Annotated in this window: 25 protein-coding genes and 1 tRNA gene; 19 read left to right on the forward strand and 7 right to left on the reverse strand. The window is 59.3% G+C overall.

Features of this window, described 5'->3' with window-relative positions; translation table 11 throughout:
* Positions 1-141 precede the first annotated feature (141 nt).
* The gene (locus tag NITMOv2_RS14395; protein WP_053380532.1) at positions 142-552 is read right to left on the reverse strand and encodes a PIN domain-containing protein; all 411 of its coding nucleotides are present in this window, start codon (positions 550-552) and stop codon (positions 142-144) included.
* A 3-nt stretch (positions 553-555) separates the two neighbouring features.
* The gene (locus tag NITMOv2_RS14400) at positions 556-852 is read right to left on the reverse strand and encodes an AbrB/MazE/SpoVT family DNA-binding domain-containing protein (RefSeq protein WP_053380533.1); all 297 of its coding nucleotides are present in this window, start codon (positions 850-852) and stop codon (positions 556-558) included.
* A 277-nt stretch (positions 853-1,129) separates the two neighbouring features.
* On the opposite strand from NITMOv2_RS14400, the gene NITMOv2_RS14405 reads away from it, so the two are divergent.
* The 14 genes from NITMOv2_RS14405 to NITMOv2_RS14475 all read left to right on the forward strand — a co-directional run bounded on the left by NITMOv2_RS14405 (position 1,130) and on the right by NITMOv2_RS14475 (position 16,177).
* The gene (locus tag NITMOv2_RS14405; protein ID WP_053380534.1) at positions 1,130-3,385 is read left to right on the forward strand and encodes an adenosylcobalamin-dependent ribonucleoside-diphosphate reductase; all 2,256 of its coding nucleotides are present in this window, start codon (positions 1,130-1,132) and stop codon (positions 3,383-3,385) included.
* A 79-nt stretch (positions 3,386-3,464) separates the two neighbouring features.
* Positions 3,465-4,022: a hypothetical protein gene (locus NITMOv2_RS14410; protein ID WP_145976356.1), complete on the forward strand. Its 558-nt coding sequence runs from the start codon at positions 3,465-3,467 to the stop codon at positions 4,020-4,022.
* 48 nt (positions 4,023-4,070) lie between these two features.
* Positions 4,071-5,597 (forward strand): AAA family ATPase, encoded by a 1,527-nt coding sequence (locus NITMOv2_RS14415; RefSeq protein WP_053380536.1) that lies wholly within the window; start codon positions 4,071-4,073, stop codon positions 5,595-5,597.
* Positions 5,598-5,633: 36 nt separating this feature from the next.
* The gene (locus NITMOv2_RS14420; RefSeq protein ID WP_053380537.1) at positions 5,634-5,948 is read left to right on the forward strand and encodes a hypothetical protein; all 315 of its coding nucleotides are present in this window, start codon (positions 5,634-5,636) and stop codon (positions 5,946-5,948) included.
* A gap of 24 nt (positions 5,949-5,972) precedes the next feature.
* Positions 5,973-6,194 (forward strand): hypothetical protein, encoded by a 222-nt coding sequence (locus tag NITMOv2_RS14425; protein ID WP_053380538.1) that lies wholly within the window; start codon positions 5,973-5,975, stop codon positions 6,192-6,194.
* Positions 6,195-6,202: 8 nt separating this feature from the next.
* Entirely contained in the window at positions 6,203-7,108 is a 906-nt protein-coding gene (locus NITMOv2_RS14430; protein WP_053380539.1) for a hypothetical protein, read from the forward strand.
* Positions 7,109-7,206: 98 nt separating this feature from the next.
* Positions 7,207-8,229: a CHC2 zinc finger domain-containing protein gene (locus NITMOv2_RS14435; protein ID WP_053380540.1), complete on the forward strand. Its 1,023-nt coding sequence runs from the start codon at positions 7,207-7,209 to the stop codon at positions 8,227-8,229.
* Between the two features lie 42 nt (positions 8,230-8,271).
* Positions 8,272-10,392: a helicase-related protein gene (locus NITMOv2_RS14440; RefSeq protein ID WP_053380541.1), complete on the forward strand. Its 2,121-nt coding sequence runs from the start codon at positions 8,272-8,274 to the stop codon at positions 10,390-10,392.
* Positions 10,393-10,426: 34 nt separating this feature from the next.
* Positions 10,427-11,020 carry a hypothetical protein gene (locus NITMOv2_RS14445; protein WP_053380542.1) on the forward strand — a complete coding sequence of 198 codons (594 nt, stop codon included), beginning with the start codon at positions 10,427-10,429 and terminating at the stop codon, positions 11,018-11,020.
* A gap of 47 nt (positions 11,021-11,067) precedes the next feature.
* The gene (locus NITMOv2_RS14450) at positions 11,068-12,156 is read left to right on the forward strand and encodes a DUF6094 domain-containing protein (RefSeq protein ID WP_053380543.1); all 1,089 of its coding nucleotides are present in this window, start codon (positions 11,068-11,070) and stop codon (positions 12,154-12,156) included.
* On the forward strand, positions 12,153-12,935 hold the full coding sequence (locus NITMOv2_RS14455; RefSeq protein WP_053380544.1) for a hypothetical protein: 783 nt from the start codon (positions 12,153-12,155) through the stop codon (positions 12,933-12,935). Before NITMOv2_RS14450 ends, NITMOv2_RS14455 begins: the two co-directional genes overlap by 4 nt.
* A gap of 69 nt (positions 12,936-13,004) precedes the next feature.
* Positions 13,005-14,129 carry a DNA polymerase III subunit beta gene (gene dnaN, locus NITMOv2_RS14460; RefSeq protein ID WP_053380545.1) on the forward strand — a complete coding sequence of 375 codons (1,125 nt, stop codon included), beginning with the start codon at positions 13,005-13,007 and terminating at the stop codon, positions 14,127-14,129.
* A 624-nt stretch (positions 14,130-14,753) separates the two neighbouring features.
* Positions 14,754-14,948 (forward strand): helix-turn-helix domain-containing protein, encoded by a 195-nt coding sequence (locus NITMOv2_RS14470; protein WP_053380547.1) that lies wholly within the window; start codon positions 14,754-14,756, stop codon positions 14,946-14,948.
* Positions 14,949-14,983: 35 nt separating this feature from the next.
* Positions 14,984-16,177: a tyrosine-type recombinase/integrase gene (locus tag NITMOv2_RS14475; protein WP_053380548.1), complete on the forward strand. Its 1,194-nt coding sequence runs from the start codon at positions 14,984-14,986 to the stop codon at positions 16,175-16,177.
* Between the two features lie 313 nt (positions 16,178-16,490).
* Here the strand turns inward: NITMOv2_RS14475 and NITMOv2_RS14480 are convergent, their stop codons facing one another.
* Complete coding sequence (locus NITMOv2_RS14480) at positions 16,491-18,074, reverse strand: ankyrin repeat domain-containing protein (protein WP_053380549.1); 1,584 nt, start codon at positions 18,072-18,074, stop codon at positions 16,491-16,493.
* 176 nt (positions 18,075-18,250) lie between these two features.
* On the opposite strand from NITMOv2_RS14480, the gene NITMOv2_RS14485 reads away from it, so the two are divergent.
* On the forward strand, positions 18,251-18,835 hold the full coding sequence (locus NITMOv2_RS14485; protein ID WP_145976357.1) for a hypothetical protein: 585 nt from the start codon (positions 18,251-18,253) through the stop codon (positions 18,833-18,835).
* A gap of 67 nt (positions 18,836-18,902) precedes the next feature.
* Here NITMOv2_RS14485 and NITMOv2_RS25095 read toward each other — a convergent pair whose 3' ends face one another.
* The gene (locus NITMOv2_RS25095) at positions 18,903-19,175 is read right to left on the reverse strand and encodes a thermonuclease family protein (protein ID WP_420799875.1); all 273 of its coding nucleotides are present in this window, start codon (positions 19,173-19,175) and stop codon (positions 18,903-18,905) included.
* A gap of 835 nt (positions 19,176-20,010) precedes the next feature.
* On the opposite strand from NITMOv2_RS25095, the gene NITMOv2_RS14495 reads away from it, so the two are divergent.
* Both NITMOv2_RS14495 and NITMOv2_RS14500 read left to right on the forward strand, forming a co-directional pair.
* A protein-coding gene (locus NITMOv2_RS14495; RefSeq protein WP_145976358.1) for an IS3 family transposase occupies positions 20,011-21,164 on the forward strand; the annotation gives its coding sequence in 2 pieces (ribosomal slippage) (positions 20,011-20,260 and positions 20,260-21,164; 1,155 coding nt in all).
* A gap of 296 nt (positions 21,165-21,460) precedes the next feature.
* Positions 21,461-21,536: transfer RNA gene (locus NITMOv2_RS14500), tRNA-Phe, on the forward strand.
* Between the two features lie 19 nt (positions 21,537-21,555).
* Here the strand turns inward: NITMOv2_RS14500 and NITMOv2_RS14505 are convergent.
* Both NITMOv2_RS14505 and NITMOv2_RS14510 read right to left on the reverse strand, forming a co-directional pair.
* Entirely contained in the window at positions 21,556-22,359 is an 804-nt protein-coding gene (locus NITMOv2_RS14505; protein WP_053380552.1) for a TrmH family RNA methyltransferase, read from the reverse strand.
* A gap of 61 nt (positions 22,360-22,420) precedes the next feature.
* Positions 22,421-22,762 carry a hypothetical protein gene (locus NITMOv2_RS14510; RefSeq protein WP_053380553.1) on the reverse strand — a complete coding sequence of 114 codons (342 nt, stop codon included), beginning with the start codon at positions 22,760-22,762 and terminating at the stop codon, positions 22,421-22,423.
* A gap of 165 nt (positions 22,763-22,927) precedes the next feature.
* Here NITMOv2_RS14510 and NITMOv2_RS14515 point away from each other — a divergent pair, with 165 nt between their 5' ends.
* A complete protein-coding gene (locus NITMOv2_RS14515; RefSeq protein WP_053382098.1) occupies positions 22,928-23,389 on the forward strand; it encodes a helix-turn-helix domain-containing protein in 462 nt (153 codons plus the stop codon).
* A 41-nt stretch (positions 23,390-23,430) separates the two neighbouring features.
* On the opposite strand, the gene NITMOv2_RS14520 is transcribed toward NITMOv2_RS14515, so the two are convergent.
* Complete coding sequence (locus tag NITMOv2_RS14520; protein ID WP_202967235.1) at positions 23,431-24,621, reverse strand: class I SAM-dependent rRNA methyltransferase; 1,191 nt, start codon at positions 24,619-24,621, stop codon at positions 23,431-23,433.
* Between the two features lie 130 nt (positions 24,622-24,751).
* On the opposite strand from NITMOv2_RS14520, the gene NITMOv2_RS14525 reads away from it, so the two are divergent.
* The gene (locus tag NITMOv2_RS14525) at positions 24,752-26,407 is read left to right on the forward strand and encodes an alpha-keto acid decarboxylase family protein (RefSeq protein ID WP_053380554.1); all 1,656 of its coding nucleotides are present in this window, start codon (positions 24,752-24,754) and stop codon (positions 26,405-26,407) included.
* Positions 26,408-26,455: the final 48 nt, after the last annotated feature.

A 26,455-nucleotide genomic window follows, 5' to 3' on the forward strand; every position in this document is an offset into this window, starting at 1 on the left:
GAAACCCGCACCAAATGCAGCTGGGCATCAGGGGCCGCATTCTGAACTTAGAATAGGTGTCGAAGCGAATGAGTGCGGGGAACTTGGGCTAAACCGCAACGCCGGGCAGCAAGGGGTTCCAGTATGAAAGCGAGCTACGTCCTAGCGGCCCTTTCCCCGGCGCATCTGTACATACATGGCCGGCGGCAGGATCAGCACGCCTTCAAGAGTCTGGCCGTAATAACGGCCGAAGTCCTTGACATCGCCGGTCAGCAAATGGGTGGCGCGGGCACCGATGGCGGCCAGAAGGATCGGGCGGTCGCTCTCCGGCAGATCGAACTCAGGCGCGTGACGCGATTCGGACGGAGCGGCAGGGACGATTTCCATGGATGCACAGAGCTGCTCCAGGTCTTTCCGTTGCTGGGCGGTGGAGAGGTTGCGACGGGCTTCTTCCACCGCGTAGGCCGAGGAAATGAAGGTCACGCCACGCAACTTGAAGAGTTGCCTGAGCCGGGAGTCGTGCCGGTAGGCGGCGGAGAACAGGACATTGGCATCCAGGAAGACCCGATCCACGCCCTAAGCCTTGGTCGGGTTGTAGTGAGAAATGGTGTCCGGATCCAAACCCAACTTCCGGACTGCTTTTCGCGCCCGTTCATAGTCTTCCGCATCCACAGCATTGGACAGCAGGAACTCCGCGCGACGTTCCGGGCTATAGATTTCAACCGGGAGGGCTGCAGCCGGACGGATCAGTACACCCTCAGCCCGTTCTTCGGCAATGACGAGAGAGCCTTCTTTGATGCCATACCGGCGGCGGAGTGAGGCAGGGATCACAACGGTTCCCCGTTTGCCGACCTTGCTGGTTTCCGTAGCCATATTACTTCCTCTTTGAGAAAGGTGCCTGAATATCTGACTATCTGATTATCTGGCATATTATGCCGTTTTCCGCGCCGAATAGCAAGAGGGACGCCAACTCCCGTTGGGGCAAGCCGTTTCCCGACAGTCTGATCTCACCCAGAAAGCGGCTCTGGTACCTGTCCTCACTCATGGGTTTTTTCGACATTCGCAGGCTCTCGAACCCGGGAAGTAATTCTCAGGTGAGGCCTTGCGCGTTCAGCTGTTCGACCAGGTCCGACTCATTGAAGGTTCACTCATGACCAACGCCGAAACCGATCCGATTCAAGCCTCCACCTTGGAGTACATTCCGCTGTCGGACAACGCTCTCACCGTCCTCCGCGAACGGTACCTGGCCAAGGATGACCAGGGGAACATCGTCGAAACCGTGGACCAACTCTGGGCGCGGGTCGCTCGCGAGATCGCCATGGTCGAAACCCTGTACGAGGCGACACATGAAGAAGTGGCATCCCTCGAGGAGCAGTTCCGCCGGATGCTGGCCTCTCGAACCTTCCTCCCCAATTCCCCCACCTTGATGAACGCCGGCCGGCCCGGCTCGCACAAGCAGTACTCCGCCTGCTTCGTCATCCCGATTGAGGATGACATGCAGTCGATCGGGAATGCCGTGACCGCGGCCTTGTTGATCCACAAGAGTGGCGGAGGCACTGGGTTTTCATTCTCCAATTTGCGTCCGAAGAGAGACCGTGTGAGGAGCTCAGGCGGCGTGGCATCCGGCCCGGTCTCCTTCATGAAGATCATTGACGGCGCCACCGAACAGGTACGCCAGGGCGGAACCCGTAGGGGCGCGAACATGGGGATTCTCCATGTCCAGCACCCCGACATCCTGGACTTCGTGGGCTGCAAGACGCACGATGGCCAGATCCGGAACTTCAATATCAGCGTGGCCGCCACCGATGAGTTCATGACCGCGGTCAAGGAGGACAGGCTCTACGCCCTCATCAACCCCCGCACGAAGCAGCCCGTCAAACAGATCTCCGCCCGGCTGGTCTTCGATCGCATCGTCGAGGAAGCCTGGAAGACCGGCGATCCCGGTCTCTTCTTCATCAACCGCGCGAACCGGGCCTGTCCTATTCCCGCCATGGGCGAAATCGCCTCGACCAATCCCTGCGGTGAGATCCCTCTGCATGGCTTCGATGCCTGCACGCTCGGCTCCATCGATTTAGCGAAACATCTTCGGATCCAGCCCGGCGATGGGGAGTACGAGCTCGACTGGGAAAGTCTCGACCAGACCATCCGGCTCGCGGTTCGATTCCTGGACAACATCATCGATGCCAACGACCATCCGCTTCCCCAGATCAACGCCATGACGCGGCAGACCCGCCGCATCGGCCTCGGGATCATGGGATACGCACGGCTGTTGATGATGTTGGGCCTTCCCTACGGCAGCGAAGAAGCCCTCCGCTTCACCGAGCGGCTCGCACACCAGATGAAGGCCATGGCGTGGCGCGCGTCAGCGCAACTGGCCCACACGCGAGGTGTCTATCCGGCGTGGAAGGGAAGCAAGCATGAACAGGAAGGGAGAAGGGTCCGCCACAGCTACGTGACGACCGTGGCGCCGACTGGGTCGATCAGCATGATCGCCGACACCAGCGCCGGCTGTGAGCCCGAGTTCGCGCTGGTCTGGTTCAAGCACGTCCTCGAAGGCAGGAAGCTGCCCTACCTCTGCGACCTCTTCGAAGCGACGGCCAGGCGTGAAGGCTGGTGGCATGACGATCTCATCGACAAGATCGCGGCCAATCACGGGTCATGCCGGGGCCTCAAGGACGTGCCCGCCCACCGGCAACCGGTCTTTACCGTGGCCCACGATCTCACCCCTGAGCAGCATGTCCGGGTCCAGGCCGCCTGGCAGCGGTTCAGCGACACAGCGGTCAGCAAGACGATCAACCTGCCCTGCACGGCGACTGTTGAAGACGTCCGCCACGCGTATTTGCTCGCATGGGAACTCGATTGCAGCGGGATCACCGTCTACCGCGATGGGAGCCGTGCCAGTCAGGTGCTCAATCTGGGCAAGGCGGACCGCAATGGGAGCCTGTCCACGAACGGAACAAGCCAGGTGCCAGACGCGGACCTCCCTATTGCCCACCCCTTCGAGCTGCCGGATGTCCTGGACGCGAAGCGGGTGCATGTGAAGACGACGGACGGGCATGTGTACGTCACGATCTCGACTCTCAAGACCAGACCGCTCGAGGTCTTCATCCACACGCCCGTCGAGGCCAGTAACGCGGAAATCTACGAATCCTTTGCCCGGGTGCTCTCCATCTCCTTGCGATCGGGTGTGCCTGTGGAGGCCTTGCTCGAACAACTGGAAAAGGCCAACCAGCGGTACGGATCGGTTGCCAGTATCCCGGCCGCCATCATCCGAGCACTCCGCATGAGCCAGCTGATCAAAGAGAACGGCGAGGGACTCCCTCCCTGCCCGCAATGCAACCAGGGCACCGTTCGACAGGAGAATTGTCTGCTCTGCCGGCACTGCGGCTGGACCAAGTGCAGTTGACGGTTTACCCCATTATATAGAGAGGTCGGCCATGCCTCCCCAGTCGCTTCCACCATCCGTCCCGCTCAACACGGCGACCATGACGCCGACAACGGATCAGAACGTCGGCCTTCAGGTCGGATGGACCGTGGTCTACCGCGATGCCAAAGACCGACTGCAGGACGGCAGGATCATCGAGATCCTCGACCCGAGCGTAAACGGCCGCGTTAATCTCGATTCCGGGGTCACAATCCCCATTGTCAAGATCACTGCCGTCAAAGCCGTCGATCAAGCCGGCCGTTGCCTCGCCGCTTGGACCGTCAACCCGCACGGCTACGATGGCACCAGGTCCGCCACGCTCCCGGTGCTCACCGGTCCGGACCGGTGGCTCAAACGGTTCCGCCGCCTGGCTGAACTCACCGCCGGGATCACTGGCGACGATCCGCGCTTCCCTTCTATCATGCGCCTGCTCGACCAATGCGAAGAGGCTTACGTGCAGGGACATGACGACGCGTTCATTCAGTCCGCGCGCCAGGTTGCCGCACTCGTCAACGCTCCCGGCTCCAGACAAACCTCTTCCACCGAATCCGGCTCGGCCGCTCCCTCCCAACGAGCCGCGCAGCGACCGTCAGGGTCATCCGATCCTTCCCCCACATAAGAATCTCCTCAGTCATCCTTGCAACGAGCCATTACGAAGGAGTGTACGATGCAGACTTCCATGCCCGAACTCGTGGCGCAGTTCGTCCGCGCCCGCAGGGTTTCGGTTCCGCTCCTCGCGATTACCACGCCCGATCCCGCCGCGACGATCGGCCTGATCCGGACCTACGGGTTGCGGAGTCCTGGATCCGATCAGGAAGACCCCGTCTTCTCCTGGGATGTCAGCCGGGGGCTCCTGCCTGTCAACAGCGGGGCCGACAAAGCCCTGGCGGCGCTGCTGGGCAGCGCGAAGTCCAACGTCACGATGAATCCCTCGGAAACCCTCAAGCTCCTCGCGAATGTGCCTCCGAAGAGCGTCGTGTTCTTTCACAACGCCCACCGCTTCATCCGCAACGAGTTCGTCTCCCAAGGCATCTGGAATTTACGCGACCTCTTCAAGGGCAAACCGGCGACTCTCGTCTTGCTGGCTCCCGCGATCGACGTCCCTGCGGAACTCTTCCATGATCTCCTAGTCCTGGAAGAAACCCTGCCGGGGAGGGAGCAACTGGCCGCGATCATCAAGGACCAATGCGTACAGGCACAAATCGACACTCCTGCCGAGGACGCGATGGCTCAGGCCGTCTCCGCGCTGCAGGGGCTCGCGGCCTTTCCGGCCGAACAGGTCGTGGCCCTGTCGCTGAGCAAACGCAACGGCATCAACCTGGCGCGGCTGTGGGAACGGAAGCGGCAGATGATCAACGCCACGCCCGGGCTCTCCGTGTGGGGCGGGAACGAACGGTTCCACGACATCGGCGGGGTGCAAGCCGCCAAAGACTTCCTCGCCAAACTCTTCAAGGGCAACGATCCGCCGAAGGCCGTCGTCTTCCTGGATGAAATCGAGAAAATGTTCAGCGGCTCCCTTTCCTCCAATCAGGACTCGTCGGGCGTCACCGTCTCCATGCTGGGGACCTTGCTCACCTACATGCAGGATCACAAGGCGAGAGGCATCATCTTCGTGGGCCCGCCGGGAACGTGCAAATCCATGGTCGCCAAAGCCAGCGGCACGGAAGCCGGGGTGCCCGCGATTTGCTTCGATCTCGGCGCGATGAAGGCGTCGCTCGTGGGTCAATCGGAAAGCCAGCTGCGCCAAGCGCTCGGCGTCGTTAGCGCCGTGGCCGAAAACAATGTCCTGTTCATTGCCACCAGCAACAACGTCAGCGCGCTCCCGCCGGAGCTGCTCCGGCGCTTCAAGTACGGCGTCATGTTCTTCGATCTCCCCTCGGCAGCCGAGCGAGAAACCATCTGGGCCATCTATCGGAAACAGTTCCAGATCCCTCCAGACATGATCCAGCCGCCAGACCAAGGCTGGACCGGCGACGAGATCCGGACCTGTTGCGAGCTGAGCTGGCAACTCGGGTGCTCCCTGGAAGAAGCGAGCGCCTACATCATCCCGGTCGCGATCCGCGCCGCGGACCAGCTCAAAGAGCTGCGCTCGCAAGCCAATTACCGGTACCTCTCGGCCAGCTACCCCGGCCCGTATCTAATGGACAAGGCCGAGGCGGCCCAAGGACCGAGCGCCCGCATGTACGCGGCGTAGGTGAATCTCGCTCTCTAATTTCTTGACGAGGCCCCCATGCCCTGCTGGATGACCGCCACCACCACGGTCGAACTTAAGGCTGCCGATCAGAGGCTCCTCAAGCAAGCTGCTGAACGGCTCGGCTGGAGGGCGTCCATTGATAAAGAATCTCTTCGTATCCAGACCCCCGACGGGATCACGCTCTTCGTGTCCGCCCAGTCGGTCGTGATTCCCCGCGGCCAGGAAGAACTGGTCCAGGCGCTGCAACGAGCCTACGCCCACCAGATTCTCGACACGGTGGCGTCCCAATTCGGCTGGACGCTCGAGTCCACCGACACGTCGGAATCCAACTTCGTCCTCAGCAAGTTTTAATCGCTCGATGGAAAGGAGCCGGCCATGCACAGGCCCGACGCCATTCGCGTGCACATCGCGCAGGACGGCACCCTGACAGTTACGACGGACGACATCAGCATGCCCAATCACCGGGAAGCAGATGATCTGCTCCAGTTGCTGAACCAACTCGCGGGCGGCCAGACCGAAGTCATCGAGCGGCCTGAACGGCTCCTCCACGAAAAGCACCAAGACCACTCGCATCTCCACGATTCACATCACGCATGAGGTTCTCCATGGACACTCCACAAGCCACTCTCTCCGCACTCTGGAAGAACGCGGTCTGCCTCGTCCTCACCTTGCGGAAGCTCGGCATCAAGCGGACCGTCCGCCAGGATGTGCTCGCGGTCGAGACCGACCGCGCCCTGGTCAAGGTGACCAAGGCGATTCTGGCCTGTCCTGAATACAAGGCCATCACGAAACTGGACGCGCAGATCCGCAAGCGACTCTCCAGCTATACGCTGCCCTCCTCCCTGCGGCCGGGCATTTACCTCGTCTCCAATGCGCTCCTCGAAGAAGTCGATGAGCTGATCACGAACTTCAAAGAGAAACGAGAGAGCCTGATCGACTATTTTGTCCAAGTCTACCCCCAGCGCAGAGAAGAAGCCCAGCTCAAGTTGGCGGACCTCTACAATCCAGCCGATTACCCGGACGTCGATACCGTCAAGGCCGGCTTTCTCTTCGAATGCCAATATCTGACGTTCGACCTTCCCGGAACCCTGAGTACTCTCAGCGAGCGGCTGCTGACGCGTGAGACCGAAAAGGTCTCACAAAAAGTCAGGCAGATGCTCGATGATGCCAAGACCACGCTGCGCGAGGCGATGGCCGAGCTGGTCGATCACCTGATGGAGCGACTCACGCCCAACGCCAATGGCAAGGCCAAGACCTTCAAGGCCGGCACGGTGACCAACCTGATGGACTTCTTGAACCGATTCGATGCGCGCAATCTCAGCCAGGATGTGGACTTACAGAAGCTCGTGAATCAGGCCAAGGGCCTCCTCTCCGGGATGGAACCGAGTCGCATCCGGAAGGACGAATCCGTGGCCACGGTCGTTCGCGAAGGGATGCGAGCGATCAAGTCCCAGCTGGATGAGCTACTGGTCGAGAAGCCGTCGCGCGTCTACGTGCTGGAGGATGAATAGGAGCGAGATGCCGCTTCCCATTCCGGCAGCTTCGTCGCAGTAATACCTTCTCTGCCGGCGTCTCCATCACAGGATCACGGCAAGGATCACGACCCGTCATGAAGCTCTCGCCCGACGACATCCGCCACGCCCGTTCCGTCAACCTCATCGAGCTCCTGATCGGGCTGGGCCACAAGCCCGTGTCCCGCCGCCCAGACCATGCCCTCTTCCACTCTCCCTTGCGTGACGACCGCCACCCGTCGTTTTCTGTCTCCCGTGTCAACGGCGCCTGGGTCTGGTACGACTTTGGCCCGGGCACGCACGGCGATGGCATCGAGTTCATCCAACAGACATTCCACCTCACATTTCCCGAAGCGGTGTGCAAGCTGCTCGGTCATCCCATCGACATCGGCTCTACTGCAAGCCGATCCCGGAAGGACTCGACCCGAGCACAGCGGCAGCGCATCGACCTGGCGCGGCAGGCCTACTGCAGCGCCAGGGCCCGCATGACGCCCGCGAAAGAAAAAGAGCTCCGGCAGTATTTTCTCTCTCGACAGGTCCCGTACTTTCCCCAACTCGGAGCGGTCTGGATGGCCCGCGGCGAGGCCAAGACCCCGTACATCGGCATCCCACTTCCCAGCCCTAACGTCCACTTCATGCACGGAGTGGAATGCCGGGCACTCCATGACGTTCCGAATGAACTCCTGCGCGCCACGATCGGGATCAAATCTCCGTGGATCATGAAGCGCGGGGACGCGGCAGTCCTCGTCACCGAAAGCATCCTCGACTGCTTAGCCGGCGATGCGCTGTTCGGCCCCACGTTTACCCTGTGCGCCCTGAACGGGATCGGCAACGTCGGCAAACTTCCGGAGTACCTGACTCGCCTCAAGGCCAAGATCGTCTACCTCGCGCTGGACAATGATCCAGAGCCCGACAAGGGTCCGAAAGCCCAGCAAGAGGCGATCGTGTTGCTCACCAGGTTGGGAATGCACGTGGTGGATGTCCGAGTCCACCACCAGGCAGGCGTCAAGGACCTCCATAAGCTTCTGCTTCAGGCCCCGACCCGCATCTCGCCGTTCCACCTCACCGAGAGCGGCATTCACCACCAGGCCGCGCCGCGCGCTCCATCTTCCTGTTCGTAACAGCACAGGCATCGCTCAATCCTGATCTCACAAGGAGACGCCATGGACACGCGCCAGGTTCCGATCACTGCGTTCATCGAGACCTTCAGCGCCAGCCTTTGCGAATCGGCCGCCTCACAGCTCAGGCCCATCTTCAGACCCGAGCACCGGATCACGGCGCAGCCCATCCTGAATCAACTCAAGGAACCGCTCTGGCCTCCGCAAGCGGATGTCGCGACGGCCACGGCCCTCGTGCTCCAGCAGCATCGCGGCGCGTTGATCGTCGGAGAAATGGCGACCGGCAAGACCCGCACTGCGGTCGGCGCCTGTCTCATCCACGGCTCCCAACGCGTGCTGGTGATGGCGCCGCCCCATCTCCTCCGCAAATGGGAGCGGGAAATCAAACGCATTCTGCCGGACGCCCCGGTCCACCAGCTGAAGTCGCTCAGCAGCATCGATCGCATCGCGAGGACCCCGCTCCCCAACCATCTCCCCCTCTTTGCGATCATCTCCCGCGAAAAGGCCAAACTCTCGTATGCCACGAAACCAGCCCTGGTCCACCGACGATGGAAGGGTGAGCACGGATCGGTTGACCTCTTTTGCTGCCCCCACTGTGGCGACCAGGTCCGGGACGCCGATGACACGCCCCTCACACCAGAGACGTTGCCGGCGAAATCGAAATGCCGCGCATGTGGCTCTCCACTGTACGACTTCGATCCGAGCGGGCCGCGCCGGTACGCCTTGGCCGATTACATCTGCAAGCAGCACCCGACCGTGTTTGATACGTTCGTGGTTGATGAGATCCACGAACTGAAGGGCAAGGCCACAGCCCAAGGCATCGCCTTCGCGAACCTCATGAAGGTCGCGGACCGGGTCATTGGATTGACGGGTACGCTGTCGAACGGACGCAGCACATCGCTCTTCTACCTCCTCTGGCGTCTCATTCCCAGCCTCAAGTCGGCGTACCGTTTCCACGATGAATCCCGGTGGGTCGATGTCTACGGCATCCGCGAGACGCGCACCACGTGCATCGATGCCGACCAGGTGGTCGAGCGCGGAACTCAGTCCAAACGTAAAGTCTACGTGACGGTCGTGGAGCGGCCGGGGATCTCGCCCCGGCTGATCCCACACCTGGTCGACAAGGCCTGCTTCCTCCGGATGGAAGACCTGGATCTCGCGCTCCCTCCCTATGAGGAGCATGTGCAGACATGCGAACTCGAAGGCCCACTCAAGCAGCAGTACGAGCAGCTCTTCAAAGCGGCCAAACCGCTGATCCGGGAGGCCAGGAAATCCCGCGATGGGCACCTGCTGTCCACGGTCGTTCAGGCCCTGGTGGCTTACCCGGACCGTTGTACAACGCAGGAACGGATCACCAACAAGTTTGGAGAGGTCAAGTTCACTCTTCCCGCATTACCCGAATCCGTCCGATATCCCAAGGAACGCTTGCTCCTACAACACATCGAAGACAACGTGAACCGGCATCGCCGCGTCCTCGTGTACTGCACCCATACGGGGACCCGCGACATCACGCCCCGCCTGCATCGGATCCTGAAGCAAGCGGGGTTTCGCATGGCCGTCCTCACGGCTGCTGTGCAAGCCGAGCGGCGAGAGGAATGGATTGAGGACCGGGTCAAGGCCGGTCTCGATGTGCTGATCTGCAATCCTCGGCTGGTGCAGACCGGGCTCGATCTCCTGGACTTTCCCAGCCTGCGATTCTTCGAGTCGGATTACAACATCCTGACCGTGCGGCAAGCGGCTCGGCGCTCCTGGCGGCCCGGACAGCAGCAGCCCGTCGACGTGCGACCGCTCATCTATGCCGGCACGGCCCAGGAACAGGCCTGGTCGCTCATCGCCAGTGGCATCAAGGCCAGTCTCTATACCGAGGGGGACATTACCAGCCACGCGATGGCGGCCTTCAATCAAGAGGACGACATCACCATTGGCCTGATCCGCTTCATTCTGGACCAGAATCCTCAGCTCCTGAGCGCGGAACAAGCCTTCCGCGACCTCGCTCGCGCCTACAAGGACCAACGGGAACTCATCGGCGAGTCGTCACCTCAGCGCCCATTGCATCTCGTGACCGCCTCCGCGGCAGGGGACCAAGGTGTCACGATGCCGACGGCGGAGCCGGCTCCGGTGCTGCTCCTAGAACTCTCCCAGCAACTCGGTCTTTTCGCCGCGTAACCCATCTCACCTCCGATGCATCCATGAGGCCCTCATGACAGACGACCGCTCCCACACGATGGATGACGACCCGAAGATGCTCCACGTCAACGGCTTCGAAGCCCTGATCGAATCCTATGCCTACCAGGACCAGCAGCCTGGCCTTTCACTGCGAGTGCTGTCACTCATCGCGCGAGAGTCGAGCATGCGAGCGATCCGCGCCAATATGAGCCTCGGCCATGAGGTCGAGATCGACGAGGTCGGACTGTTCTCCTGGCCCAGGCCCTCCGATTTGGAGATCCAGTCCTTTCACCGGCGGCTCCCCTCCGGACTCATCTCCTCCCTCTGGATCCCCAAGACCGCCACGGCCTTTGGGATCGAGCCCAATCAGCCCGCGTATCTCATCAGCCCTCACGGCACCGCCCACACGATTCCGTCCGGCTTCATCACGCTGCTCGACCGGCTGCTGCCCTTTCCGGTTCTCGCGTCCTGGGCGGAGGCCCTCTGGCAATTCGGGCTGGAGGCTGACTGGATCACTCCCCTGATTGGACACAGGCTGCACGCCTGGGAAGTCCATCCTCCGCGTCGCGCCGTGCAGGACTTCCTCACGACCCAGCTGCAAGCCCGCGCGCTACCGGTTCCAGCCTGAGCAGGGCCGGAAGAACCTTCACCATTCTGACAAGCGAGCCACGGACCATGAGAACGATCGCCAGAGCAAAGGCAGGATTCTATCCGACGCCGGAACCCGTCACCCGCGCCATCGCCGAGCTGATTCAAAACCCCTCTGGCCACTCCGGCCGCCTCTGTGATCCTTGTTGCGGGCTCGGCCAACCAGCACGCGCCCTGGCCCAATCGCTTGGGTTGGTCAGTTTTGGGATCGAGCTCGATAGAGACCGATTCCAGGAGTCGAAGATCATCCTTGAGGACACGCTCCGCTCCGACGCCTTCGCCACCAGCATCCAGAAGCAGAGCATGTCCCTCGTCTTCCTCAATCCCCCGTACGATGATTTGGGAAAACGCCAGCGCAGCGAACCTGCTTGGCTCCGCCTGCTCACTCCCGTCCTGCAACCGGGAGGCATTCTCGTCTTCATCATCCCGGAGCCGCGGGTCACGAAGGACCTGCGCCGCTATCTGGCGACCCATTATCGACAGATTGCGTTCTTCAGGTTCCCTCATCCGGAGTACCTCGCCTTCCGGCAGGTCGTCATCTTTGGGGAGAAAACCGCCTCGCCCTTGCGCGATCGGAGACGCATCGATGCACTCGCGACGGAGGAGATTGCCTACCAATCCTTCGAGGGCCGCCTCACCCCGCTGTATGCGATCCCTCCTCAACTGATTCCGGAACCGATCGAGTTCCGCAGCCACTGGGTCTCGCCCGAAGACCAGCTCGCCGAGGCCGCCGCACACGGAATCTGGCGAGACCCCCGCATCCACGATGCCCTCCACTTTCCCGTCACGGGCCCCTGTACTCCCCTCATGCCGCTCAGAAAAGGGCATCTCGCGAGAATGATCGCGGCAGGCATGTTGAACAACCAGACGATCGCGACCGGATCCACTCGCTGGATCATTAAGGGCTTCACCGACAAGACCACCAAGCAACTGCCGCCCGAGGAGGAATACTGCGACACGCCCAAGGGACAGGAGACTCGGACGGTGACACGGGTCATCGAGATGTTCGTGCCCCAGATCCAGGCCTGGGACATCACGGAAGGGCCCAGCTACGGCCAGCACGTCATCGTCAATTGCGTCGACCATCACGGAGCAGTCACGCCCGAGACACCATGACATCCAGGAACGAGCCACCCACCATCCAAGACCTCCAGCCGCACACGCCGGCTTGCCGCATGGCCAAGCGAGCCGGGAAATCGGAGCGATTCTGCAAGGACTGCCGCAAACCGTTCCTGGGCACAGCGGCGGCCCAGTACGGCCCCTGCTGTCGCTGGAAACATCGAGGGCAGGTCGCCAAGAAATACGAGTGGACAGCAGACCGAGATGAGCTGCTCCGTACTCGGTACGATGGCACCATGAAAGGACGCGCGGCTGACATCGCCGCCATGCTTGGATGGCCCACATGGGTGATCAAGCGCCGCGCCGCGGAGCTCGGGCTCACCTATCACCGGGATCCGAAGCCTTGGACCAAGGAAGAGGAAGCGTTCCTCCTCGAGCACGTTGGCAGCCGCCTCCTGCCCTGGATCGCGAGGAAACTGCAACGCTCCGTCACGTCCGTGAAAATGAAATGCCGCCACATGGAGCTGAGCCTGCGGTACCGAGAAGGCTATACGCTGCGCGAGCTGGAGCTGTGTTTCGGCTGCGATCACCGGGTGATCGAAGGATGGGTTCGCGAGGAGAAGCTTCACATCCGACGACGGGGCACCGAGCGCGCCCACGACGCCTGGTACGTGACCGATTCGGACCTGCTCCGGTTCATCAGTGAACATCCCCTCGCCTTCCCACTCCGCAAGGTGGACCAGTTCTGGTTCATGGATCTCGTGACCAGTGGCGGGCTTGTCCGAAAGGCCCTGCAGGCTGCCTCACAGGATGATGCTGATCAACCTGCCGCCTGACCTCTCGAGTTCTTTGGCTGGTCATTCCAGGACATCACTCACGTCTTCTCAGACTCTGTGGAGGCTGTTATGAAGTTCATCTGTATCCGCAACATCCTGCTGAACGCCATCCGGAATCTGCTAGGCCTCACCTCGAACAGATCCACCCTCCCGATCCTCGCCAATGCTCTCCTGGAAACCACTCCCGCGGGCCTCAAGGTCCTGGGCACTGACCTGGAAACTGGGTTCCAAGGTACCTATGACGTCACCGTGCAGAAACCCGGACGCGTCACCGTCAGCGCCCGTGCCCTCTCCGATGTGATCAAGGAACTCGATCCCGAGCATCCCATCACCTGGCAGGCTGATGAGAAACACGTGATCAAGCTCGTGTCGGGAAACAGCCGCTTCACACTCCATGGGATGTCCGCACAAGACTATCCTCAGCTCCCTGCCTTTGACGAGCCCGCTCAGTTCAGCATCCCCAGCAGCGCTCTCCTCACCTGTCTGCAGCAAGTTCTCCCGGCTGTTCCCGATCAGGATCAGCGGTTCGTCCTGCAGTCCGTGCTCATCACCATGAAGCCACCGGACCCGCCTTCGATCGAGGTTGTCGGAACTGACGGGCACCGCTTGGTCATCGCTGAATCAGATGCCGGCACATGGACCACCTCTGCACCCCAGCCGCTCAACGCCCTCATTCCCAAGAAAGCCGCTCAGTTGCTGGCCACATTACTCGCTCAGGAAGATACGTTGGATGTTCCCATCGCTATTTCCAAGAAGCTCTTTTGCGTGACCGTCAAGAACGTCATCCTGACGAGCCGCCTCATCGAAGGGACTTATCCCAATTACCAGCAGGTCATCCCCGTCCTGAACGGCGCGCGTATGGAAATCGACCGCGAGATGTTCGAAGAGGCGCTCCATCGCGTAGCCGTGATTGCTCGCGACCAGACTCAAGCCGTACGTCTGGCTCTGACACCTGACACACTCACCATCCACGCCCAGAGTGCAGACGTGGGGGAAGGAACGGAGAGTATCCCGGCCGTCGTCGCCGGCAAGGAATTCAAAACCGGCTTCAACGCCCGCTATCTGCTGGATGCGCTCCGGACATGCCCAGGCAAGCGCCTTCAACTACATATGAAGGAACCGGTCAGTCCCTGCCTCATCGTGAGCCCAGACAGCCATAACCGGTGGAAGCATGTGATCATGCCGGTCCGCTAATATTGCGGAGGCGATGATGCCCGGTCTGGCTCCGTCACCAAACACAGTCTCATGGGGGTGGACTTCATACCGGCGGGCCGGCTGGCTCAATCAGCAGGGCCAGCGATTGTATGTCGTTCACTTCCAAAGCATCGAGGGTCAAAACGGTTACACCAGGATCACGCTTCACGTCTGGGCTCGCCGGCCGGTCTTGGCCCTTCGGGCTCTGTGCAAGGAGAAGAAAAGCGAGGAAGAACTTCTTCGGTACGACTGGGCAGCGATCGATTGACCTTCGATAGCCGGAGGACTCTCACCTGCTTTCGTGAGTACCCCACCCACTCCAAAACCTGTCGGTACCACATTAGTCCAGAAAAGCCATTGAGCCATTCCTACACTGCCCTCCTCATTCGGTAATACTTCGAAAGAGGCTTTACTGCCCCTAAAAGAGGCCACCAACCTTCAAATCCCAGCAGGGATCTGACAATGTGACCTTATCCGTTCGCACGGCTCGATGGGAGGTCACTGCCGTTTGCAGCAGAACCATCTGAGCTTCGGCAGTCATGTGCGTAACGATACGGCCAGAGATTTCCGGTTGATGTTGTCTGCCAGTCCCCTATGGGAGGTATGTGCAAAGGAGCTCGTTCGATGACTACTTCCGCTCCCGTTCTTCTGACTCTCAAGCAGACCTGTGAATTGCTCCAGCTGAAGCCAAGCCGCCTGTACTACCTCACCAGCACGAAGCAGATCCCATTCATCAAAATCGGCTCCACACTTCGGTTTGACCGCGATGAGATTAACGCGTGGATCAACAAGAATCGGTGCGGCCTGCGTTCAACTTGACACGAGCCACATAGACGCAACTACGTGAGACACTTATGCTGCCCAAAGCGTACGTCTTTAAGCGGAATCGCTCACCCTTTTACCAGGTCAAATTTCGCCTCCGTCCCGGGCAGCCATATGTGTATCTATCCACAGGCGAGACAAACAGGATAGCAGCAGCAAACAAAGCCAAGGCACTCATTGAAGACTATCTGGGGCGTCCCCATGGCGCGTCAAAAGGGGCTAAGCTGACGATAGGAGAATTCTGTCGCTTGCCAGATCCGACAAATCCTGCGGACGAAGGCGGTGAATACCTCCAATATGTGACCGCCAATCGTGCGGGCAACACGCGCTTGCGCTACGTCGATATTCTCAGGACCCAGATCATACCCACCTTCGGACAACTGGCATTCGAAGAAGTGACCCCACTGCTGGTCGAGCAATGGAAGCAAAAGAGACTCAAAGAGGTACAGAAGGCCACCGTCGTAAAAGAGCTGAATACGTGCTCGAACATTTTTAAGATCGCCAGGAAAATCTATCAATACACACGCGGAAACCCCGTATCGGATATTGAAAAGCCAACAGTCCCCAAGAAGAAGAAAAGCATTCCCTCCCCGACTGAAATGCAACGCTTTCTTCGCGCAGCGGCTCGACTCTATCCAAAATACTTTCCCCTCCTCTTGGTACTCTATCAGTGTGGCTTGAGGATAGATGAGTTACGGCATCTGGAACCAGGGGATGTGGACTTAGAACACAATATTCTTCACATTCGAGTGAAGAAGGGCTGGTCACCGAAGGATGCCGAGGATCGGGATGTGCCTATCACCGAGCCTCTTCGGACCGTTCTTCTTGAGCATCTAACGTCCATCGATAGTGCGGGACGATGGGTGTTTCCCAGGTTTGATCGTCGGACTATCCATTGTAAACGCTGTGGCCAGCCTGAAAAGCACGTGGGGAACTTAAGGAAGACAATCATCTCGATCGGCAAAGCAGCCAAAGTACCTCAGCATGTTACACATCACATCCTTCGGCACTGCTACTCCACTCACAGCCGCAAGTTAGGAGCTCTCGACTTCGAAGTCATGGAGATTTTGGGACAAAGGTCGACGAAGGTACACAGGGACTATACCCACGCCGAATGGTCTGGCATGGTGGAAGCATCGAAGCGCCTCGGTAAGTCAGTGGGAAAGGATCTCCTGAAGCTGTGGTCGGCGCAAAGGTTTGCTGCACACGACACCGAAGAGAACTAAATGCAGTGTCACAATGGAGATCATGCTATCGAGATCACCGTCAACAACACCGCTTGAAACTCCTCGCCGCATCTAGCCCACCTCGTCATCCCGTTTCCAGGGGCAATCAGGTGGCGGCTTAAGGATGAGGTCCTCTGCCTGGCTTGCCTGGACCCTCGCCGATAATCAAGCAGCGCGGAACTTTGGGCCACCAGCCTTCTTCAACTTTCAGGCGATCCGCCGCGTGAACCGCATTACAGCAACCTGCATCGAGGGATAGATCACTGAGGCACGATACTACCACTTTAAGAGGTTGGCATTTGACGGGAATGATTCAATGATTTTCTGTAGCCCCGTGACTTTTGAGAAACTTGATCATTGCCGCCGACTCCGCGTAATCCAGTGGTGTTTTTCCTGATTTGTCCCGAGGCATTACCGTGGCACCATGGGCTATCAAAATCTCAGCCGCAACCACGTTGTCATCCTTCGCAGCGATATGAAGCGGCGTTCTGCCAGTGCTATCTCTATGAGCTACCTTCCCGCCATGCTTCAGGAGCTCTTCGATAGCGAGAGTCGCCAGTCTTTTACTGTCACCATAAGGCTTATTAAGAGTAAGCGTATTCATTCCGATTGCTAGGTGAATTGGTATCCCTTCGAGGCCCCTCAACTGGCTCTCTCCTGTAACGTTTGGGTCCGCTCCAAGCTCTAATAGAAGCATGATGGTACGATATCGTTCTTCTTCGTCGATCGGCCATCTCAAGGCAGCTATAAGCGCTGTTTGGTCCCGATCATCTTTAGCGTTAACGTCTATATCTCCCCCACGTGAGAGGCGGATCATCTGCGATGTGTCACTTCTGTCCGCAGCACTGATAAATCGTATGACCGAGGCCTTCCCAGTATCAACCCGTCGGACACCGTGAGCGGTGAGGACCTCCACAATTTTGGGCTGGTTGTAATGAATCGCCCACTCCATCGGAGTTCGCCCGTCCATTTTATTCCGGAAATTAGCGCCATTCTGTATGAGCAACTCAGTCAATTTCGCCCAACCTTCTGAAATCGGGAAAAAAAGTATCTCATTGTCGTAGATGTTTGATACTTTGCCCCCATGTGCGAATAGAGCATTGGCAAGTTCAATTGTAGTTTCTTCGATCTTTTCGTTCTTCTCCTTCTTGCTTCGCGGAAAGGCTCCGAAGGTTATAAGTGTGTCTAGAGCTGACGATTTCCTTTTGTGTGTCATATCAACCGCATTAGGATTGGCGCCATCCTTCAGGGCTTGAATCACCCCTTCCAGATCCAGATCCTTGAGGCGGTCAAACAGAAGACTATCGGCTTCGAGACGCCGAAGTAAGGCTGCCTCGTTCTGTTGGATCCGCGCAAAGTTCTGCTCACTCTCCTTGATCCGATCAAGAGCAGTCTGGCGTTTTGCATCCGCCTTTGCCTCTGCGGCGACTTTCTTCCAGGTCTCCAACTCACGGCTGAGACGAGTATATTCTCCCTGGAGGTTCTTGTACTCCTGAGCCACATTCCTACCTTTGATCCGTTGAGCCATCTCCTCCATCTTGTCCGTCGTCACGGTGGCTTTAATTTTGGTGTAAAAGCGCAGTCCGTCGCCAACCATCGTCCGAGTCTTCTCAAGCACCTCGACGGCGAGCACCCCTCCAGTGAGCACCTGTATCTCGTCCTTTGTCAGATCATAGTTTTGAATCTTGCTATAGGCCTCCACATAGGTTCCGGCCTGTTCTAATGCCGCTTGCTTTGCCTTTTGAAGTACTTGGGCCTCTGCTGATGATGGCGACTCGCCATCTCCCATCGTGTAGAGAGCATCGGCTGTGATGACTTTGGTCTCAGCGAGAGAGAATGGAACGATGGCCACCAGCCCAATTATGACGCCCAGAAAAATGAGGCAGAAGAATTTCATTTTAGTCTAATCTCGTCAGGCAATGCCCCTCATAGGAGAGCGTGCCACAACATCAATATAAGTCCAAGATAATTCCTATGAGTTCCATGTCAGTATCATTATCCTGGAAATTGTAATGTCCATTGTCTAACATGCGACTTCACTGACCCATCCGTAATTTTTAAGCAAGAGCGCTCATGCCTGAATCCCCTGAAGAACGAGAGCGAAGATCATTGCGAGAGTTGGAAAACAAGAATGTCGCCCACTACTCCGTCATGCTGGATGCGTGGGTTCAGACACGGATGGCACGCGATAAAACATTGATTACCCTTTCGGCTGGTGGAGTAGGAGTGCTTGTGACGCTGTTGACCACGAAGGGCATTTCCCAGTTATGGGAGATCGGCCTTTATCTCGTCTCATTTCTTGGGTTCCTCATCACAATCTTTCTCGCCTTGACACTATATCAGAAAAATTCCGAACTCATTGAGAACGGCCTCCGAGGTGAATCGAGCGAGCATTTGAAATTGAAAACCTTCGACAGAGCGACGATTGTAGCGTTCTACTTCGGTGCAGTCTTTGCCGTCGCCGTCGCAGTCAGCTCGGCGCTAAGCCAAACATCTAATGGAGTGCAAACCATGTCAGATCAAGAACCAATGAAGAAGAGTTTAGATGGTATTAACAATCTCAAGCCTCAGCCGCCACAAGAACAACCGCCGATGCAGGCCCCTCCTGAACCGCCAACGGCAACGACTCCTCCAGCAACTGAAAATCCGAAGAAGTAGGAACTTGGCGGAGTCAGAGGTAAGGGATCCGGTTCCGCGGCCTGGTGCCTGCTGCATGAAAGAAGGTCTAGCGAGGCTCGGTAAGTGTGGTTCTTCTATAGACCCAAGGCGGGATAGGAGTAGGATCGGCCCATAGTCCTAGGCCTGATCCTCGTGCCCTTCGTTCCAACTCCTCTAAGATCACATTCCCAGGCGTGTACTTCCGATACCACCAGCACCAGCCGTCTTTGACCAGGATGTGATTGACGTTGGTTCCATCCGGTAGAAGCACATCGGCGATCGTCCGCCCGTACTTGTCCTTTCCGAAGGTTTGCAACCTGACTTCCTTCCCGAAGACCAAGGCCGACGTAGCTTGCTTGGCCTTCTTCCCAAAGGCTTGACCCAGTCGATCCCGTTGAGCCGGATCCGTTCAGCGCGGTTGGAGCGCAGGACCTCGATCGTGTCGCCGTCGAGGACAGAAACGACCGAACCGGAGAATTCGCTTGCTGGAGCCTCACCAGGCAGGATGAGCAAAGCGACGACCGCGATGAGAACGCGCAATTTGCTACAATTCATGGCCATGATACGGCGGAAGTGCGGAAAGGGTTGCTCGTTCGGCTTCTCGTCGATCACGTCACGATCCCCGCAGGAACAACCGGCGAGATCAAGGAAGTTAGCCTATGTGAGAGCCGATGGTGCTTCATTGTTTCCTGGGACCAGTATGTAGAAAAGCCAGTTTTCCGCCACGGGACCAGGATTGTTCAGCCAGGGTCAAAGAGCTTACGGCTGACTGAAGATGACCTTCAGAAATTCGAAGCAATCACACAGGAGGAACGAGCCGCAGTGGCTGCGGCCTTCGATGCCCTTCATGCGAAGAAAAAGCCTGCCCGCCTTTCTCCTGGGAACGTGACTCAATTGCCGTTGCCGCTTGGTCAAGCTGAGATGTTTCGGAATGGCGTCTGGTCTGCCGAATAAGGAACAACAGCCGTTTCTGGTCTTCAATCAATGCGGCGAGTCGTTCGGACGCATCCATGAGATAAGCGTCAGGCGTCATGGCCGTGGAGCCTACCGTATTCAAAGACCTCTCGCAATATGATGGTATTTCACCTCTTCGATGTCCTTTCACTATGATGTGGGTTTTGCCCCGATTTTGCGGACACCTCACTTAAGGTCCATAATGGGCCAGGAGGGGTGTCATGGGAGCACGACGGAAGTTTTCAGCGGAGTACAAGCGAGAAGCGGTGGCCATGCTCGACGCACCGGGAGTGACGGTGAGTCAGATCGCCGCCGACCTGGGCATCGGGGCCAATGTGTTGGGACGGTGGCGGCGTGAGTTGCGCCGTCAGCCCCAGCAGGCTTTTGTGGGCAATGGGCGCTCGCGGGATGAAGAGCTGAGCCACCTGCGGCGGGAGCTGGCTCGCGTCACCAAGGAGCGGGATTTTTTGCGCGAGGCGGCAGCGTTCTTCGCGAAAGCGTCGACGTGAAGTTTCGGATGATCCAACGATGCCGCGATGCGTTTCCCATCCGAGTGATGTGCCGCTGTTTGCGGGTGTCGGCCAGTGGGTATTACGGCTGGGCGACACGCGTGCCAAGTGCGCGAACGGCGGAGAACGCCCGGCTGGTGCGGCGCATGCGTGCGCTGCATGCCGAACACGATGGCGTAATCGGCAGTCCCCGGATGTGGGAGGAACTGCGCTACGCCGGCGAGCGCTGTGGCCGCCACCGAGTGGCCCGCTTAATGCGCCGGGCCGGCTTGCAGGGCGTGCCGCAGCGGCGGCGCTGGCGCCGGAAGACGTCCGGTGTCCCACCCGCTGGCACGCAGAACCATTTGGAACGGGATTTCACCGCCACCGCCCCGAACACCAAATGGGTGACGGACATCACCTACATCCGCACCGCGGAACACTGGTTGTATCTCTGCATCGTGCTGGATTTGTATTCCGGCCTGGTGGTGGGCTGGTCGATGAGTCCGCGCCAAGACCGCCAATTGGTGGTCCAAGCGGTGTTGATGGCGGTGTGGCAGCGGCCCAGCCGCACGCCGGTCATTCTCCATTCCGATCGCGGGTGTCAGTTTACCTCGGACGAATACCAACAGTTCTTGGCGGCGCACTACATTACCAGCAGCATGAGTGCGGTGGGCAGCTGTGCCGACAACGCGGCGGCCGAAAGCTTCTTTGGGGTGCTCAAGCGCGAGCGGGTGAACCGGCGGCAGTACCGGACCAGAGCGGAGGCGCGAGCGGATATCTTTGATTACATCGAACGCTGGCACAATCCCCGACAGCGGCGGAGACTGGCGGTTCAGCAGGAGGGGGAGAAACTCTTAACCCAAGTGTCCGCGGAAACGGGGTAGAACCCTGTACCTTCATCGTCATTTTCGTCTGGAACATCCTTGATGGCTTGGATCAGTTCTCGGAGGCGCTGCCGAGCTTCCAATTCAATGTGGATAGATTCCATTCCAAGCTCCCTCTCGCTCTTGTGAAGCAAACCGAGCGAGAATCCTGCACTGATCTTGACCCAATCGAAGCCCTTGAGGTAAGGTGCACCCTCCACGCCGCGACCAACCAAATAGACCTTGTTGGCACTTTTGTTGGCACTCGGTGTTTATTGAGGGTGTATCGTATCGTAACTCCTTGAAATCCTACGCGTGCCGAGGTAGCTCAGTTGGCAGAGCACAGCCCTGAAAAGGCTGGTGTCGACAGTTCGATTCTGTCCCTCGGCACCACCGACCCCTTCCTCCAGAGTCATTGAGTCGGCAGACCGCTGAAGTAGAACGCCGCGATCGCGGCGGTGGCTGCGACATTGAGTGACTCCACGTTCCTGGCCAACGGGATGGAGAACCGGAGAGTCGAGGCCTTGAGCAGTTGGGGGGCGAGTCCCTGCCCTTCGTTGCCGACTGCCAGGACGAGACGGATGGGCCGCTGCTGAATGGTTCTCAGTGACACGGTACCGGCGTCAGGCAACACGGCCGAATAGATGGCGCAACCGTGCGCTTCAAATGTCCCGAGATCCTTGATGCGGAAGATGGGAAGCGTGAGGACCGACCCGGCTGCCGCGCGCACCACTTTTGGCCCAAAGCAGTCGGCTGAATCGCTGCTGAGCCATACGGCCCTGAGATTCAAGGCAGCGGCCGTTCGGATGATGGCACCCACATTGAGGGGGTCGCGTATCTGATCTCCGTACAAACCAAGCACCGGCTCCGGACGCCAGAGAGGGTCTTCGTCCCATTCCGGCTGCCGGACCGCCGCGAGAATCCCCTGCGGCGTGTCGACGTCCGAGAGTGCGGCAAACGTGTCATCAGAACAGGTAAATTGGCGCGCCGACAACCCGGTACGCAGTACACGGCTCGCCTCGTCCTCGGTACGTAGATACCGGGGAGATACGGTAAGACTGAGAATCGAACCGGGGTGGTGGCGGAAGAGATCCTGGCAAAACTTGGCGCCTTCGACGACGAAGGCGCCTTCCCTGGTGCGGATTTTCTTATCCCTGAGGAGGCCTCTGATGAGGTGAGCCTGCGCGCGAGTCAGAGGCAGGAGAGGAGAACCCACGTGCGGCTTTGCTCCGGCACCTGAATGAGAATCGTCTGCGGTTGGACTGCTGCGCCCGATGCTACCGCCGCTTTCGTTCCGACGCCGCTTCGGCCGCCCGAATGCGCTGCGCTCTGGCTTTCGCACGCTTGAGCGCCGTCAACTTTCCTCTCGTCCGGTTTTGTTCATACTGCAACTGCTCGAGTTGCGACTTCAGGTGAGCTTTCTCCTGTTTGTGCAAATCCGCACACTCCGCCTTGGAGAGTTGCGTCCAGTCACCGCTGCTTCTCGCCCGCTTGATCCGTTCGTCCAGCGATTCCCGCAACTGCTTGGCCCGCATTTGCACCAGTGATTTCAGCGCCTGCTGACGACGTTGCACTTCCTCTTCTTCGGCCATAATGCCGCGAATATCAGTTCCCAACATGGTTCCATAACCTCCTTCTACAAACTGGGGAGTATTGTACCCGATTTCATTTCTAATCTTCCACCGAGCAATCCAACGCACAAGCCATTGAAAGTAATGATATTTTTAAACATCGAGCGCTTCAGATCCCTTGAACCATCCGAAGCGTTTTTGTATCATCACTGCATGCCCATTGGTTCGCTTATCCAAGCCTGGAGAGTCTTCCGTCACCAATCAATTCAGTCGTTATCCGACGCAACCGGCATCGACGCTCAGCTCCTGGTCCAGATCGAGGAGAATCAAACAGATCCTTCGGCCTGCACCATCGAAGCACTCGCGGCAGCACTCCGCGTACCGCCTCCATGGTTGTTCGAACCACCCCAATCCTTCGCAACACTGTTCGATGAGCAGGACGAAGAGGAGGGGCCGTCGCCCACGCAGGCCGATCCGGTTACAGAACGGATTCTCTCGGGATCGCGGATGGACCGTTCGCTCTATGTCCTCTTGACCGCCCTCATGCAGGCCGGCGACCCGAAGTTACTGCGCGCCGCCGAGATGAGTCTCCGCAGCTTGGTGAAGCAGTCCCGCCAGACGACCGTCCCATGGCAACAACGGCCCGCGGGCCACTTCGAGCCGCCCAGCGATTGAGGCGCCTCAATATTTCGCTCATTGCTAAGCCGCGGCTCCGGTCACAGGACTTGCAAGATGAGACATTTGAGATAGCGGGTTTCCGGCATGCCGCCGAGGATGGGATGGTCCGGACTTTGTCCCCGCTGTTCGATCAGGCGAATATCGCGTCCGGCATCCCGAGCGGCCAATCGCACGGCTTTCCAGAAGTCCTCTTCCGTCACCGGATGCGAGCAGGAGCAGGTGACCATGAACCCTTCGGGCTTCACCAGCTTCAGTCCGAGCAGATTCACATCCTTATATCCCGCCAACGCTCGGGACAGCGCTTGCTGGCTCCTGGCAAACGCCGGAGGATCGAGCGTCACAAGATCGTAGCGCCTCCCGAGTTTCACCAGCCGTCGTAATTCGTCGAATGCGTCCGCCCCTCGATACGAGCAGCGGCCCTCGACACCGTTCTGCCGCGCATGGTGCCGGGCCAGTGAAAGCGAGTCTTCGCTCACATCGAGGCCCTCCACGAAAGTCGCGCCAGCCAGCGCCGCCTGGATACCGAACGCGCCGGTATGGCAGAAGACTTCCAGCACCTCGCCGCCGCGAGCCAGCCTCGCCGCCGCCAAGCGATTCTCCCGCTGATCGCAAAACCATCCCGTCTTCTGCCCCCGTTCGATGTCGACGAGGAACCGGGCCGGGCCTTCGCGAATCTCAACTTGCGTCGCTCCACCGCCCCGGATGTACCCCCGTTCGCCCGGCAGTCCTTCCAGTTGCCGGCTTTTGGCGTCATTCCTCAGAAATACCGAGCGGACGCCGGTCGTATTCAGCAGCAGATCCGCCAACAGCTCTTTCCGCTGGTCTATCCCGGCCGACAATGTCTGCATCACCGCGACATCACCGTACCGATCTATGACCAGGCCGGGTAGCAGATCGGCTTCCCCGTACACCAGCCGATAGGCTGTTGTCTCGCTGACGACGCACTGCCGCAATCTGCTAGCCTGATCGATCCGCCGAGCCCAGAACGCCTGGTCGATCGGTTCATCGGCACGGGTCAGCAGCCGGACGCGGATTTTCGAAACGGGATTGAACAGACCGCGCCCATAGAAGCGGCCGTTGGGCGCCACTACGTCCACCACATCACCGGACGCCGGCCGGCCCGTCACCTGTCCGATGTGTCCGGCGTACACCCAGAGATGGCCCGCTCCCTCAATCATCCGCTGCCTGGTGATCCGCACTTGGCCGGTCGGCTTGTCTTCTGACAGCATGTGGCTCTTATCCACTTGCCGCGATGGAAACGTCAAGCGACTTTTTGGCACCTACAAAGGCGCTTGACGGCCTGCGGGCAGTGTGATTTCCTGAAATCGACGCAGGGGCGAGACACAGGAGAGTGGCGTGATGAAAGGTCAAGCGACGATCGGCTCCACAGTGCTGGACCGCCTGCACCGGCTCGGTGTCCGGCATATCTTCGGAATTCCCGGCGATTACGTCCTCTCGCTCTACCAATTGATCGAGGCGTCTCCCATCAAGCACATCGGCACGACGCGGGAAGATTGCGCCGGCTTTGCCGCGGACGCCTATGCCCGGATCAACGGCATCGGCGCGGCCTGCGTCACCTATTGCGTCGGTGGGCTGAACACAGTCAATGCAATCGCCTGCGCCTATGCCGAGCGGTCGCCCGTCGTCCTGTTGACCGGTTCCCCCGGATTGTCAGAGCGCACCCGCACACCGTATCTGCATCACATGGTGAGGGATTTTTCGACGCAGCGCGAAGTATTCGAGCGTATGACCGTGGCGGCCGTGACGCTGGACGATCCGCTGACCGCCGAGCGGGAGATGAACCGGGCCTTCGCGGCGCTCCTGCGCTATCGGCGGCCGATCTACCTGGAAATTCCTCGTGACATGGTGCATACCCCCCTCACGGCGGGCGGGCGCCCCCTCTGTTTGGAGGACGCACCGAGCGATCCGGCCGCATTGGAAGAAGCCCTCGGCGAAGTGCGAACGATGTTGGCAGCCGCGAAGCGCCCCGCCATGCTGGTGGGAGCGGAAGTGGGCCGGTTCGGCTTGCAGGATGATTTGGGCCGCTTGGTCGAGCGGCTGCATATTCCCATCGCCTCCACGCTGCTCGGCAAGTCCATCATCCGCGAAGATCACCCGCTCTATGTCGGCGTCTACGGCGGACTCATCGGCCGGGAAGAGGTCCAGCAATTCATCAACGACTCGGATTGCCTGCTGATCCTGGGCTCGATTTTGTCGGACGTGGAAGATCTGGATGCCAGTTCTCCCTTACTGTCCGAGGGCCGGACGATTCACGCCACCGCGGATCGCGTCGCCATCAAGCATCACCGATATGAGTCCATCAAATTCCAGGATTTCGTGCAGGGATTGGTGCATACACCGCTGCCCTCATTTCCTCTTCGAACCATGCCTGTCCGGAGCGTCATCACGGAAGCCGCGCCTCCGGCGGACAGCTCGGTCACGTTAAAGGGCCTCTTCCGGCACCTCGACACGGTCCTCACCGACAAGACGTTGATCATCGCCGACGTAGGCGAATCGCTGTTTGCAGCCGCGGACCTGCGTGTCCGCCATCGCTTCGAGTTTCTCTCGCCGGCCTATTACACGTCGATGGGGTTCGCGGTGCCCGCCGCCCTCGGCGCCTCCTTTGCCGACCCCACGCTCCGCCCGATTGTGCTGGTCGGAGACGGGGCGTTTCAAATGACCGGAACAGAGCTCGCCAGCTGTGTCCGGTACGGACAGGCTCCGATCGTGGTCCTCCTCAATAACCGCGGGTACTCCACCGAACGGGAGATCCTCGAAGGACCGTTCAACGATGTCCACGAATGGCAGTACGATCGTATCTGCGATCTCATCGGCGGCGGCGTCGGCTCACGAGTTCGGACGCAAGGCGAGTTTGAGCAACGGCTCGCCGCGGCCTTGGCCGATCCCGGCCGACTCCATGTCTTAAACGTGTTGTTGGATCCGGCGGACCGGTCGCCGGGCATGATCCGCCTGGCACGTCGGCTCGGGAAGAAGCTCTCGACAGACAAACCGTAACCCTCACCACTGCTTCCCCTCGCCTACACCAGTGCAGGGGCGCCCCTC

This window comes from Nitrospira moscoviensis (genome assembly GCF_001273775.1).
GTDB classification, from domain to species: Bacteria; Nitrospirota; Nitrospiria; order Nitrospirales; family Nitrospiraceae; genus Nitrospira_D; species Nitrospira_D moscoviensis.